Below are 13,305 nucleotides of genomic sequence, written 5' to 3' on the forward strand. Positions count from 1 at the left end.
GACATGTTGTGCGCGGTGATCGTCACGCACCGGCGACCGGAGTTGTTGGCGAAATCCCTTGCCGTGGTGTGCTCTCAGACGCGGCTGCCCGATCACGTGATCGTCGTCGACAACGACAACGATCCAGCGGTACGTGGCCTCGTGGAGTCCCAGCCGGTCGCGACCACATACCTCGGCTCGGCCCGGAACCTCGGCGGCGCAGGCGGTTTCGCACTCGGCATCCTGCACGCGCTGGCTCTGGGTGCCGAATGGGTGTGGCTGGCCGACGACGACGGACGTCCGGCCGATGCCTCGGTGCTCGCGACGCTGCTGGACTGTGCGGCCAGCCACAACCTGGCCGAGGTGTCGCCCATGGTGTGCGATCTGAATGAGCCGGCCCGGCTGGCCTTTCCATTGCGCCGCGGGTTGGCGTGGCGGCGGTATGTCTCAGAGTTGCAGGTGGACGCCGGATCCGAGGCCGCCGCGGGCGCCGATTTGTTGCCCGGCATCGCATCGTTGTTCAACGGCGCACTGTTCCGGGCGTCGACACTGGAAGCTGTTGGCGTACCGGACATCCGGCTGTTCGTGCGGGGTGACGAGGTCGAGGTGCACCGCAGACTGGTCCGTTCCGGCCTGCCGTTCGGCACCTGCCTGAATGCGGTGTATCTGCATCCGCAGGGGTCCGACGAGTTCAAGCCGATCCTCGGCGGTCGCATGCACACGCAGTATCCCGACGACGCCACCAAGCGCTACTTCACCTACCGCAACCGCGGCTATCTGCAGTCCCAGCCGGGTATGCGCAAGCTCGTGCCGCAGGAGTGGGTGCGGTTCGGGTGGTACTTCCTGATCACCAAGCGCGATCCGGCGGGATTCCGCGAGTGGATGCGACTGCGCCGCTTGGGACGTGACGAGAAGTTCAGCAGGCCCGCTTCGGGCGGACCACACACAGGAGGACAGCGATGACGTTCACCGACGCGGCCGCGCAGTCCAAGACACTGCGCCGCGCCTGGGCTGACCTGGTGACCGGGTTCAGTAAGCGCGAACTCTGGTTGCACCTGGGCTGGCAGGACATCAAGCAGCGCTACCGGCGCTCCGTGCTCGGCCCCATCTGGATCACCATCGCCACCGGCACCATGGCCGTGGCGCTGGGTGGCCTGTACTCCCAGCTGTTCCATCTCCCGCTGGCCGAGCACCTGCCGTACGTGACGCTGGGGCTGATCATCTGGAACCTGATCAACGCGTCGATCCTCGAAGGCGCCGACGTGTTCATCGCCAATGAGGGCCTCATCAAACAACTTCCGACGCCACTGTCGGTGCACGTCTACCGGTTGGTCTGGCGTCAAGTGCTGTTGTTCGCACACAACATCATCATCTTCGTCGTCATCGCGATCATCTTCCCCAAGCCGTGGTCCTGGGCGGATCTGTCGGTGATCCCGGCGCTGGCGCTGATCGTGGCCAACTGCGTCTGGGTCGCACTGTGTTTCGGCATCCTGGCCACCCGGTACCGGGACATCAGCCCGCTGCTGGCCAGCCTGGTGCAGCTGTTGTTCTACATCACCCCGATCATCTGGAATGACCAGACGCTGCGCCTCCAAGGCGCGGGCACGTGGGCGAAAATCATTGAGCTGAACCCACTTCTGCACTACGTGGACATCGTCCGTGCGCCGTTGCTGGGTGAGCCGCAGGAACTGCGGCACTGGGTCGTGGTGATCACGCTGACCGTGTTGGGCTGGGTCGTCGCCGCCATCGCGATGCGGCAGTACAGAGCCCGCGTGCCGTACTGGGTGTAGACGGTCTCGAACTCGTCGCGGCGTCGCCACGCCAGGCGGACTGTCGCTCAGGTCACCGTTCCGGGCTTAGCTCGTTGCCTCCGGGGATCCGGCCGGTCACCTCACTGTCACCTCAGGTTCGGCGGCGCGGAGTTCAATTGCGGCGACCGGCTTTCCGCGTTCCCAGGAGCAATCATGACCATCACCGAAACCCCCACCACCAACGACACCGCAAACGGGCAGGTCATCGAGGCCCAGCTCGTCGAGACCGCTGATGCCGCCGAAGAGCAGGCCAACACCGGCCTCGCCATCCGCGAGGTGCTGAGCGGTGTGCTGGAGCGTCAGCTCGACGCCGGCCACAGCCTCACCCGTCAGCTGGTCAGCGCGACCTCCGCCGCCACCGAAGCCGTCGTCGAGTCGCCGGCCAAGGTGATCTCGTCCATCCGTGACGGCGCCACCCTGCCGGACGCCGTGAGCGAGACCGGTTCCGCCGTTCAGGACGTGCTGGCCGAATCGGGTCGCGACATCCGTAGCGCCGTCGGCGAGTACGTCGGCCGTAATGCGGTGGGCCCCAACGCCATCATCGCCGGCGCCTCCCACGTGGCCGGCTCGCTGGTGCGGGCCCAGGGCGCCCTGACCGCCACCGCCGTGGACGGACTGTTCACTGTCGCCGGCACCGCCGCGCAGGGTGCCGACGACGTCCGTGAGGTTGCCGGCCGCGAGTGGAGCGAGCTGCGCACCACCGCCACCTCGGCCCGCGAAGCGGTCGAAGCCCAGATCACCACCACCCGCGAGAGCATCCGGGACGCTTTCGACACCACTGCTTGATCGCTGCGACGCTCGGGATCGGTCGGTGTACGGGCCGATCCCGAGCAACCAGCAGGTCTGGGCATCCGGCTGCGCCCAGCTTCAGAACACCACCTGGCGCTCACTCACCGCCGGTCTTGGCGGCACGGTGACTGCCCTTACCCGCACTCCGCGACTTGCCTGCCGAATCATGCGAACGACCGCTGCTGCCGCCTGAGTCAGACGCGGCACTGTCCCCGCCCTTGGCCTTCGCGCTGTCCCGCTTGGGCTTCGTAGTGGCCTTGCGAGTCGACGTCGTCGACGCATCATCGGAACCCTTGGCACCGCCCGCGGTCGACGCCCCGGCACCGCCAGCGTCGCTGCTCGACGGTTTCGCGCCCGGCGTCGGGCGATCCGGCTTCGCCGCGGGTGCGCTCGCAGCAGACGCGCCATCGGCGTCGTCAGCCGCGGAAGCCGGTGACCCGGCGTGGTCCGTCACGGCTGCAGGCTTGGCCACCGAGGCAGCGTCGTCATCGGTACCAGCGGCGGCCGTTGCCGCGCCGCTCTCCGCCACCGCGGCGGTCTTGCCGGCTCCGGTCTTATCGGACGCCGTCTTCTCCGCCGACACGGACGAGACCGCCGCGAGCGGCTTCGTCTCCGCAGCCGCCTTGGCCGTGGGTGTTGCCGTCGACAAGGCGACCATCGTCGACGCCGACGACGGGACGCTCGCTGCGGCCACGGGCGGCGGAGTCACCGGCTTGATCGCGGTTGCGATGATGCCCAACGCATTTCGCAGCCCTTGCACGATGCCGTTCGGCCCGAGGATGCCCGCCCCGTCGCCGTTGTACCCGTTGAGCACGGCGCCGGTGATGGCCCCCGGCATCGTCACGATCGCGTTCACGACAGCAGCCAGATTCTTCGCGCTGAGCCCGTTGACGATGTTCTGTAGTCCGTCGCCGGTGGCCGTCACGACGTCACTCATCACCGCAAGTAGCGGGAATCCGGCAGCCAGAACCCAACCCGCGCCACTCGGCGAGGTGATGGCTGTGTCGATCACGTTCAGCATGTTCTGCACCGGCTTACGGAACGCGGCTTGAACGTCGGGCAGGATGCTGGTGGTCAGGATCGGCAGAACGAAGGGCGTCAGCACCGCGCTGTACAGCGTCTGGACCGCGTCAGCGACATGCCCGGCAGCGAGCTGCTGGAATGCCTGCTGCAGGGATTCCGGCGTCGTGGCCAATTGCTGGCCGACCGCGACCAGGTAGTCCCGCACAGACCCGCCGACGGTGACTGCACTGGCGATCTGGTTCCGCACCACCTGACCGAGGACGGGGGCCGGGTCCGCGATCACCTCGGTGACGAGACCTTTCGTGTTCTGCAGAGCCTCGGTGATTATCTGCCCCCACTGAGTGATCGGGTTCACCTGCGCCGTGAGCTGGACCGCGCCGGCATGGATCGCCGGTAGGTGCAGATCCGGCATCGGCTGGTGCGTGACCGGAGACAGGGCGATGACGCCGGCTCCCATCAGCGCAACGCCGGTCGTGAGACTGGAGCGGACAGCAATTTGCATGGTGCTTCCCCCGAGGGTGGATGTGATATTGACCACAGCACCATAAATCGATATTGCCAACGAGTTCACAGGAATCGGCAGATGGAACATGTTTCATTTTTCCGGATCTACCCAGCACAACCCCTACCCGCTGGTAGATTTTTAGCTGGTCAAACTCGTGAGACCTCGCAAGCAAGAGTGTTAGACGCAGTCATAATTGACTTATTCGTCAGATATTTCGGTCCGTTCATCGGTCCGCGACCAATTGCTACCATTTGGCAATATTGCACAAGCTACTGGTCGTGCGCGGTGCTCGACGGTGGCCCGATTCGCCCGCTCCGCCAAGGTGGCGATCCGCGCCCACGATCCGCGTGACGCGCGTTTCCGGCCACGGCAGCACCGCCGGGCCGGGACAAGAGAGTTGCTACCCGATCAGCCGGTCCGGGCCGTCCGCTCACGCACCAAAGACAGATCGGATGGCCGTCTCGTCGCCGTCGACTTCGACGAGCCCGAGTACCCGGGCGTCGCCGAGAGACAGCGCGCCCGCAGCGAGACCGAGGATGCAGGCGGGGACGGCCGTGAGGGAGGCATCGAGCTTGCGACCGTCATGCGGGCCGACCTCGAAGCCGGCGCGGGTGGCGAGCAACTGCAGGGTCTGCTCGCCGACCACGAGACCGATCGCCGCCGCGGCGCGGACCTTGACCCGGCCGTCGAGCAGCGCCGGAACGGCGAGCGTCAGCCACTCGGGCCGGAAGGAGTCGCCTCCGGCGGGTCCACTGACCATCAACGGCGTGGACCAGCGGAGCAGACTCTCGATCGGCCGGCGCAGCTCGGCACCCCACGGCGTCAGCGCGTACTCGACCGCGCTGCCTTCGCCGGCCAGCCTGCGCTCGACCACCCCCGCGGCCTCGAGATCCCGGAGCCGATCGGCAAGCAGATTGGTCGCGATGCCCGGAAGACGATCGATCAGGTCGCGATAGCGGGCGGACGCGATCAAGAGTTCACGAACGATCAGCAGATTCCATCGATCGCCGACGATCTCGAGCGAGCGGGCGAGCCCGCAGTATTGACCGTAGCTGCGCATCGCCGTCCTTCTGCTTGAGTTTCTCAAGTAACTGTGAGATGTTCAAGCATACCCGGAAGCCGATCCGACAGGGGTTGCCATGACCAACACCGCTCAGACCACACGGCCCGCCTGGGTCGACGACGACCTGTTCCCCTTCGAGAGCCATTTCATCGAGATCGACGGCCACACCGTGCACTACGTGGACGAGGGGTCCGGCCCCACGCTGTTGATGCTGCACGGCAACCCAACCTGGTCATTCCTCTTCCGCGACGTAATCCGATTGCTGCGCAACGACTTCCGTTGCGTTGCCCTCGACTACCCCGGCTTCGGATTGTCGACGCCGAAGCCCGGTTATCGCTACCTGCCCGAGGAGCACGCCGACGTCGTCACCGCGTTCGTCGACGCCCTGGACCTCAAGGACGTCACGCTCGTCGGGCAGGACTGGGGCGGCATGATCGGCCTGGCGGTGACGCAGCGCCGCCCTGGCGTCTTCGATCGGCTGGTACTCGCCAACACCTGGGCCTGGCCGGTCAACGGCGTCCTGCATTTCGAAGCCTTTGGTCGCATCGTCGGCGGGTTTCCGATGCGCTTCCTCGTGCGGCAGCTCAATCTGCTGGTCAACGCGTTCATCCCCACCGGCCACCACAGGCGGAAGCCCACCGAGGCCGAGATGGACCATTACCGCCGGGCCCTGGCCACCGCCGAGCGCCGCCAGGCGTCCGCGGTGCTCCCGGGCCGGGTTCTTGCGAGCCGGGATTTCTTCATGGAGGTCGAGGCCGGGTTGCCGACCGTCGCGCAACTGCCGACGCTCATCATCTGGGGCGACGCCGACATCGCGTTCCGCACACAGGAGCGCGAGCGACTGGAAGCCACCTTCCCCGACCACACGACGGTGATCGTCGAGGGCGCCGGCACCTATGTCGAGTCCGACGCCCCCGATGAATTCGCCTCTGCCATCCGGGCTTTCAGCGACGGCGCGCGACAGCCTTCCGTGTAGCGGCGTTCAGGCGGTTCCACGAGTTGATGACCGTGGCCATCCCGACGACGTGGGCGAGCTCGCGCTCGGTGAACACGGCAGCCGCTTGCGCGTACACGTCATCCGGCACGGGGCCATGGCTGAGATCGGTGATGGCCTCGGTGATCGCCAGCGCGGCCCGCTCACGCTCGGTGAACAGGTCGCCGGCTTCCTCCCAGGCCGCGACCAGGGCCAGGCGCTGCTCGGTCTCGCCGAAACGGCGCGCGTCGTGGACGTGCATGTCGAGGCAGAAGGCGCAGTGGTTGATCTGCGAAGCGCGGATCTTGATGAGCTCGCCGATGGTCGAATCGAGCTCCTTGGACGCGGCATTGCTGAAGGCCATCATCCCGGCGTACAGCTCGGGGGCGACCTCGTAGATATCGATGCGCTTGGCGTGGGCGGTGGCGGTCGGTGCGTTCAGTGTCTCGGTCATGGCATCCACGTTAGCCATCAAAAACCCGCGAAGATGGTTCAATTCATACATGGTTTCCTGGGCCAATTTTGAGACGAACGGTGCCGGGCTGGACCTGCATCTGGACCTCGGCCAGACCATCCAGCCGGGCCGGCGCGGCACCCGTGAGCAGCTGATCGGGGCGCTGAGAGACGCCGTCCGGTCCGGCCGGCTGCCCGCCGGCACCATGCTGCCGCCGTCCCGGTCGCTGGCCGCCGACGTCGGATTGGCCCGCAACACCGTCGCCGAGGCCTACGCCGAGCTGGTTGCCGAAGGCTGGCTCGGTTCACGCCAGGGTGCGGGCACCTGGGTCATCGGTTCGCACTCCGAATCGGCACCGGCAACACAACGCGCCCAGCCGGGCACCCCCACCCACAACCTCATGCCCGGTTCGGGAAATGTCGCGGCCTTCCCCCGTCAGGCGTGGCTGGCGTCGGCCCGGCGGGCCCTGACCAACGCCCCGACCGAAGCGCTGCGCACCGGCGACGCCCGCGGCCGCCAGGAGCTACGCACCGCGCTGGCCACCTACCTGGCCCGGGCCCGCGGTGTCCGCACCACGGCCGAGTCGATCGTCATCTGCGCCGGAACCCGGCACGCCGTCCAGCTGCTGTCGAAAGTGTTCGCGCCCAATACGATTGCGGTCGAGAACTACGGGCTGTTCCTGTTTCGCGACGCCATCGCCGACAGTGGTGCCGGCACCGTGCCGATCCGGATCGACGACCACGGCGCTGTCATCGACGACCTCGAAAGCACCAGCGCGGCAGCGGTTCTGCTCACCCCCGCGCACCACTTCCCGCACGGCGTACCGCTGCATCCCGCGCGGCGCACCCGCGCCCTCAACTGGGCCGTCCACGCAAAAGGCTATGTCCTGGAAGACGATTACGACGGTGAGTTCCGCTACGACCGGCAGCCGATCGGCTCGATGCAGGGCCTCGACCCCGACCGGGTGGCCTACCTCGGCTCAGCGAGCAAGAGCCTGGCGCCGGTGCTGCGCTTGGGCTGGATGGTGTTGCCCGACAACCTGATCGACCCGGTACTGGCGGCAGCGGGCGGCCAGCAGTTCTACGTCAACGCCATCGACCAGCTGACCATGGCCGATTTCATCGAATCCGGCCAGTACGACAAGCACATCCGCCGGATGCGCAACAGCTACCGCCGCCGGCGAGATGCTCTGGCGGCCAGGCTGTCCGGTCTGGATGTCGAGATCAGCGGCCTGTCCGCCGGCCTACACGCCCTGATCCGCCTGCCGGACGGTACCGAACACGAAGCGATGCGGCGCGCGGCCGACGCCGGCATCGGGCTGTCTGGGCTGGCGCTCCTCCGCCACCCCGATGCCGCGCCGGATACGCCGCATCAGGACGGCGTGGTGGTGAGTTTCGGCACGCCGGCCGACCACGAGTTCAACGCGGCGCTCGACGCGCTGCACGACGTGCTGGTGGCCGTCAGTCGGTGAGCGACGCCAGCTCCGCCTCGAGATTGACGCGGGCCGCGTCTTCCCAGAGCCGTCGCCCCTCGACCGTGCGGTACAGCGACGGCCCGGCCAGCATCGCCGCGATCATCCGGCCCCGCCACAACCCGAAATCGGCATCGGTGACGTGGCCGTACTCGGCGCGCACGCGCGCGGTGTTGTGCTGGTAGTCCGCCGGCGGCACGGCCAGCACCGCCAGGTCGGCGTCGGACAGCACCTGGCCGTTGTGGTCGCCGGCCGCCGGGTCATGGGTGATGGTCACCCGCACCAGGCGCCCCACCTCCGCCACGAATACCGGGTCCACGCCCAGATCGGTCAGCTCCGACTCGGCGAGCAGGGCGCTGTTCTCTTCATCGTCGGACCGGCCGACGTACACCGCGTCGTGGTACCAGGCGGCCAGGCGCACCGCGTCAGGATCATCCGCGAAGGCCTCCAGGGCGTCCACGCCGGCCAGGATGCCGCGCAGGTGGCTCAGGTCGTGGTAACTGCGGTGCGGCTCGGCCCAACGGCCCAGGAGTGCCGCCCCCACGTCATCGATGCGCGGCGACACAGAATGTCGCGCCAGCAGCGTGTGCCATGCCTGGAGCAAATCGGTCACGTCTCCATGGTGCACGTAAGCTGCCCCGGTGGCCGAGCCAGTCGATATCCCCGCCGAACACAGCGCCGAAAAAGCCGTCGAGGCGTCCCTCGGACTGGTGACGCAGGCCTGGCGGTTCGTCGTCACCGGCGGCCTGTCCGCAGTCGTCGACTACGGCCTGTACGCGCTGCTCAGCTCGGTTTTCGTGGCGAACGGCATGCCGGACGCCCGAGCCACGCTCATCGCGAAGACGCTCAGCTTCATCGCGGGCACGACCACGGCCTACCTGATCAACCGGCGCTGGACCTTCCAGGCGGAACCGAGCCGGGCGCGATTCATCGCGGTTGTGATCTTGTACGCAGTCACCTTCGGCCTGCAGGTCGGCATCAATCAGCTGTTCTATCTGCAATTCGAGGGCGAGTCCTGGCGGCGGCCCGTGGCCTTTGTCATCGCCCAGGGAACCGCGACAGTGATCAACTTCGTGGTGCAGCGCGCGGTGATTTTCCGGCTGAAGTGACGTTGGCCGGTACCCTTTGACCGTTATGTCTACCCAGCCTGACGCCACGCTGCCCCTGACGCGCCGCGCCCTCACCGGGTTCGGCCGCACGGCACCGTCCGTGGCAAACGTGCTGTCCACACCCGATGTCTCAGTGATCGCCGAGGCGGTCAAGCGGGTTGCGGACGCAAACTCTTCCAGCCCCGCCCACCTGCGCCGAGGCATCCTCGGCCGCGGCCTCGGCCGATCCTACGGAGACCAGGCGTGCAACGGCGGCGGCATCGTCGTCGATATGACGGCGCTGAACCGGATCCATTCGATCAGCTCCGAGACCGCCATCGCCGACGTCGACGCCGGGGTCAGCCTGGACCAGTTGATGAAGGCGGCGCTGCCGTTCGGCCTGTGGGTTCCGGTGCTGCCGGGCACCCGCCAGGTCACCGTCGGCGGCGCGATCGCCTCCGACATCCACGGCAAGAACCATCACAGCGCAGGCAGCTTCGGCAATCACGTGCTGTCGCTGGACCTGCTGATGGCCGACGGCGAGGTGCACACCATCACCCCCGACGGTCCGGACAGCGAGCTCTTCTGGGCCACCGTCGCCGGAAACGGGCTGACGGGCATCGTGATCCGGGCGCGCATCAAGATGACCCGCACGGAGAGCGCGTATTTCATCGCCGACGGCATCGCCACCGCCGACCTGGAAGAAACCGTCGCGGTGCACCAGGACGGCAGCGAGGACAACTACACGTACTCCAGCGCCTGGTTCGACCTGATCAGCCCGGAGCCCAAGCTCGGCCGCGCCGCGGTGAGCCGGGGCAGCCTCGCCAAGGTGGATCAGCTGCCCGCCAAGCTGGCGAAGGACCCGCTGAAGTTCACCGCACCCCAGCTGCCGTCGATCCCCAACCTGTTCCCGGTCAGCTTCATGAACAAGCTCTCGCTCTCCATGATCGGCGAGGCGTTCTACCGGATGAGCGGCAACTACCAGGGCAAGATCGTCAACCTGACGCAGTTCTACCACATGCTGGACATCACCTCGGGCTGGCAATATGCCTACGGCCCAGCAGGTTTCGCGCAGCATCAGTTCCTGGTTCCGCCCGATGCGCTCGAAGAGTTCAAGGGCATCATCCGCTGGATGCACACCCAGAAGCAGTACTCGGCACTGAACGTCTTCAAGCTGTTCGGCCCGGGCAACAAGGCGCCACTGAGCTTCCCGATGCAGGGCTGGAATGTGGCCCTCGACTTCCCGAACCGGCCGGGCGTCAACGAGTTCCTCAACGAACTCGACAAGCGCGCAATGGAATTCGGCGGTCGCGTCTACACCGCCAAGGACTCCCGCGTCAGCGCCGAGAGCTTCCACCGGATGTACCCGCGGATCGACGAGTGGATCGCCACCCGCCGCAAAGCCGACCCGAACGGCGTGTTCGCCTCGGACATGGCCCGCCGGCTCGAGCTCCTCTGAATCTTGAAAAGGAAACCCATGATTGACGCAACCGGCAACCCGCAGACCATTCTGCTGTTCGGCGGGACCTCGGAGATCGGCCTGGCCATCGTCGAGCGCTACCTCAAGAACGCCAAGGCCCGCGTGATCCTCGCCGACCTACCGGGCGCCCCGAAGCGCGACGCCGCCATCGCTCAGATGGAGGCGGCCGGCGCCAAGGAGGTCGTGTACCTCGACTTCGACGCGCTGGACACCAAGTCGCACCCGGCGGTCATCGAATCCGCCTGGACACAGGGCGATGTCGACGTCGCGATCGTCGCGTTCGGCATCCTCGGCGACGCCGAAGAACTGTGGCAGAACCAGTCCAAGGCCGTGCTGACCGCCCAGATCAACTACACCGCTGCGGTTTCCGTCGGCGTGCTGGTCGGCGACAAGATGAAGGCGCAGGGCTTCGGGCAGATCATCGCGATGTCGTCGGTCGCCGGCGAACGGGTCCGTCGCTCCAACTTCGTGTACGGCTCGACCAAGGCCGGTCTCGACGGTTTCTACCTGGGCCTCGGAGAGGCCTTGCGGGAGTTCGGGGTTCGCGTGCTGGTGATCCGCCCCGGCCAGGTCCGCACCACGACGACGCTGGAGCACTGGAAGGCCACCGGCGCCAAGGAGGCGCCGTTCACGGTCGACAAGGAAGACGTCGCCAACCAGGCCGTCGCTGCCGCCGCCAAGGGCAAGGAGCTCATCTGGGCGCCCAACCCGGTGCGGTACCTGATGGCCGTCATCCGGCACATCCCGCGGTCGGTCTTCCGCAAACTTCCGCTCTGATGCGCAGCGCGCTGGCCGCGAGCGCCAGGGTGAGCGGCCAGATGCTGGCCGCGATGGCACTGGCAGTGATCATCACGGTCGTTGCGCTGCAAGCGATAGCGCGCGTGCAATGGCCAGCGTTCAACTCGTCCAACCAGTTGCACGCCCTGACCACCGCCGGCCAGTGCGCCGTGCTGATCGGGCTGCTGCTCACGGGGTGGGCCTGGCGCCGTGGCTGGCACAAGAGCGCCAAACTGGCGGCCACGTCCCTGTTGGCGGCGTTCTCGGTCGTCACCCTGGGCATGCCGTTGGGCGCCACCAAGCTGTACCTGTTCGGCATCTCGGTCGACCAGCAGTTCCGCACCGAGTACCTGACGCGCCTCGCGGATACCGCTGTGCCACATGACATGACGTATCTGGGGCTGCCGCCGTACTACCCGTCGGGCTGGTTCTGGCTCGGCGGCCGGGTGGCCGCACTGACCGGAACCCCGGCGTGGGAGATGTTCAAGCCGTGGGCGGTCGTCACGATCACCGCCGCGATCGTGGCCGCATTCGTCTTGTGGGCGGCCATGATTCGCTTCGAGTACGCCCTGGCCGTCACGACCGCCACCGCCGCGGTGACGCTGGCCTACTCGTCGACCGAGCCGTACTCGGCAGTCCTCGTGGTGCTGCTGCCGCCGGTGTTCGTGCTGGCGTGGTCGGGCCTGAAAGCGACCTCGCCGGAGGCGAGCACTAGCGCACGCCGGGGCTACGCTGCAATTCTCGGTACCGGGTTCTTCCTCGGCATCGCCGCGCTGTTCTATACCTTGCTGTTCGGCTACGTGGCCTTCACCCTCGCGCTGATGGCACTACTGCTGGCTGCCTCCCGGCGCCAACTCCAGCCGCTGATCCGGGTCGCCGTCATCGCCGTCATCTCCGGCGTCATCGCCGCCATCCACTGGGCGCCGTACTACCTGGCCGTGCTCAAGGGCCACCCCGCCGACAAGGGCACCGCGCAGCACTACCTGCCGATGTCCGGCGCGCAGCTCACCTTCCCCATGCTCGACGCCACCCTCCTCGGCGTCATGTGTCTCCTCGGAACCCTGTGGCTGGTGGTGAAGGGCCGCAGCTCGACCCGCGCGGCCGCCTTGGGAATGGCCGTGGTGTCGGTGTACGCATGGTCGCTGCTGTCGATGCTGGCCACCCTGGCCCGCACCACGCTGCTGTCGTTCCGGCTGCAGCCGACCCTGCTGGTGTTGCTCGTCGCGGCCGGCACCTTCGGCTTCCTGGAGGCCGCCCGCGCGCTGGCGAACCGGTACGCGCAGCCGACCACCAACCGGATCATCGCCGTGGCCGCCACCGTCGGCGCGATCGGCGCGGTGTCGTTCAGCCAGGCGATCCCCGACATCCTGCGGCCCGACATCGCCGTCGCCTACACGGACACCGACGGTTACGGCCAGCGTGCCGACCGCCGCCCGCCCGGTTCCGAGCGGTTCTACCAGGAGATCGACCGCAAGATCACCGCCGCGACGGGCAAGCCCCGCAGCGAGACCGTCGTGATGACGGCCGACTACAGCTTCCTGTCCTACTACCCCTACTACGGGTTCCAGGGGCTGACGTCGCACTACGCGAACCCGCTGGCGCAGTTCAAGGAACGCTCCGGCGCCATCGAGAGCTGGGCGACCATGACCAGCCCCGACGACTTCGCCAAGGCCCTCGACACGCTGCCCTGGCAGGCGCCGACGGTGTTCCTGATGCGCCACGGCGGCACCGGCACCTACACGCTGCGGCTGGCCGAGGACGTCTACCCCAACCAGCCCAACGTGCGCCGCTACCAGGTGGCACTCGACGAGCGGCTGTTCGACAGCAAGCACTGGCAGGTGACCGATATCGGCCCGTTTGTGCTGGCCATCCGTAGCGGCCACTAACATCTA

Annotated in this window: 13 protein-coding genes; 9 read left to right on the top strand and 4 right to left on the bottom strand. The window is 67.3% G+C overall.

Going from position 1 to position 13,305, the window contains the following annotated elements:
• Nucleotides 1-3: 3 nt before the first annotated feature.
• The 3 genes from glfT1 (at nt 4) to ACWW1C_RS27610 (ending at nt 2,576) form a co-directional block, all read left to right on the top strand.
• Nucleotides 4-942 (top strand): galactofuranosyltransferase GlfT1, encoded by a 939-nt coding sequence (glfT1, locus tag ACWW1C_RS27600; RefSeq protein ID WP_455984466.1) that lies wholly within the window; start codon nt 4-6, stop codon nt 940-942.
• On the top strand, nt 939-1,769 hold the full coding sequence (gene wzm / locus ACWW1C_RS27605) for a galactan export ABC transporter permease subunit Wzm/RfbD (RefSeq protein ID WP_455981214.1): 831 nt from the start codon (nt 939-941) through the stop codon (nt 1,767-1,769). Before glfT1 ends, wzm begins: the two co-directional genes overlap by 4 nt.
• A 174-nt stretch (nt 1,770-1,943) precedes the next feature.
• Nucleotides 1,944-2,576: a hypothetical protein gene (locus tag ACWW1C_RS27610; RefSeq protein ID WP_455981215.1), complete on the top strand. Its 633-nt coding sequence runs from the start codon at nt 1,944-1,946 to the stop codon at nt 2,574-2,576.
• 100 nt (nt 2,577-2,676) lie between these two features.
• Here ACWW1C_RS27610 and ACWW1C_RS27615 read toward each other — a convergent pair whose 3' ends face one another.
• On the bottom strand, nt 2,677-4,104 hold the full coding sequence (locus ACWW1C_RS27615) for a hypothetical protein (protein WP_455981216.1): 1,428 nt from the start codon (nt 4,102-4,104) through the stop codon (nt 2,677-2,679).
• A 433-nt stretch (nt 4,105-4,537) separates the two neighbouring features.
• Nucleotides 4,538-5,167, bottom strand: a complete 630-nt coding sequence (locus ACWW1C_RS27620; protein ID WP_455981217.1) for a winged helix-turn-helix transcriptional regulator — start codon at nt 5,165-5,167, stop codon at nt 4,538-4,540.
• A 79-nt stretch (nt 5,168-5,246) separates the two neighbouring features.
• Between ACWW1C_RS27620 and ACWW1C_RS27625 the strand changes: the two genes are divergently transcribed.
• A complete protein-coding gene (locus ACWW1C_RS27625) occupies nt 5,247-6,146 on the top strand; it encodes an alpha/beta fold hydrolase (RefSeq protein ID WP_455981218.1) in 900 nt (299 codons plus the stop codon).
• Here the strand turns inward: ACWW1C_RS27625 and ACWW1C_RS27630 are convergent.
• Nucleotides 6,115-6,597: a carboxymuconolactone decarboxylase family protein gene (locus ACWW1C_RS27630; protein ID WP_455981219.1), complete on the bottom strand. Its 483-nt coding sequence runs from the start codon at nt 6,595-6,597 to the stop codon at nt 6,115-6,117. The genes ACWW1C_RS27625 and ACWW1C_RS27630 overlap by 32 nt on opposite strands.
• Nucleotides 6,598-6,646: 49 nt before the next feature.
• On the opposite strand from ACWW1C_RS27630, the gene pdxR reads away from it, so the two are divergent.
• Nucleotides 6,647-8,068 (top strand): MocR-like pyridoxine biosynthesis transcription factor PdxR, encoded by a 1,422-nt coding sequence (gene pdxR, locus ACWW1C_RS27635; RefSeq protein ID WP_455981220.1) that lies wholly within the window; start codon nt 6,647-6,649, stop codon nt 8,066-8,068.
• Here the strand turns inward: pdxR and ACWW1C_RS27640 are convergent.
• Nucleotides 8,058-8,681 carry an HD domain-containing protein gene (locus ACWW1C_RS27640; RefSeq protein ID WP_455981221.1) on the bottom strand — a complete coding sequence of 208 codons (624 nt, stop codon included), beginning with the start codon at nt 8,679-8,681 and terminating at the stop codon, nt 8,058-8,060. The two genes, pdxR and ACWW1C_RS27640, sit on opposite strands and share 11 nt — an antisense overlap.
• Nucleotides 8,682-8,709: 28 nt before the next feature.
• On the opposite strand from ACWW1C_RS27640, the gene ACWW1C_RS27645 reads away from it, so the two are divergent.
• From ACWW1C_RS27645 to ACWW1C_RS27660, 4 genes are read left to right on the top strand one after another with little or no spacing between them, the layout of a single operon-like run.
• The gene (locus ACWW1C_RS27645; protein ID WP_455981222.1) at nt 8,710-9,177 is read left to right on the top strand and encodes a GtrA family protein; all 468 of its coding nucleotides are present in this window, start codon (nt 8,710-8,712) and stop codon (nt 9,175-9,177) included.
• A 25-nt stretch (nt 9,178-9,202) separates the two neighbouring features.
• Entirely contained in the window at nt 9,203-10,615 is a 1,413-nt protein-coding gene (locus ACWW1C_RS27650; protein ID WP_455981223.1) for an FAD-binding protein, read from the top strand.
• An 18-nt stretch (nt 10,616-10,633) separates the two neighbouring features.
• Nucleotides 10,634-11,413 carry a decaprenylphospho-beta-D-erythro-pentofuranosid-2-ulose 2-reductase gene (locus ACWW1C_RS27655; protein ID WP_455981224.1) on the top strand — a complete coding sequence of 260 codons (780 nt, stop codon included), beginning with the start codon at nt 10,634-10,636 and terminating at the stop codon, nt 11,411-11,413.
• Nucleotides 11,413-13,299 carry a galactan 5-O-arabinofuranosyltransferase gene (locus ACWW1C_RS27660; protein WP_455981225.1) on the top strand — a complete coding sequence of 629 codons (1,887 nt, stop codon included), beginning with the start codon at nt 11,413-11,415 and terminating at the stop codon, nt 13,297-13,299. Before ACWW1C_RS27655 ends, ACWW1C_RS27660 begins: the two co-directional genes overlap by 1 nt.
• Nucleotides 13,300-13,305: the final 6 nt, after the last annotated feature.

This window comes from Mycobacterium sp. HM-7 (assembly GCF_053852335.1).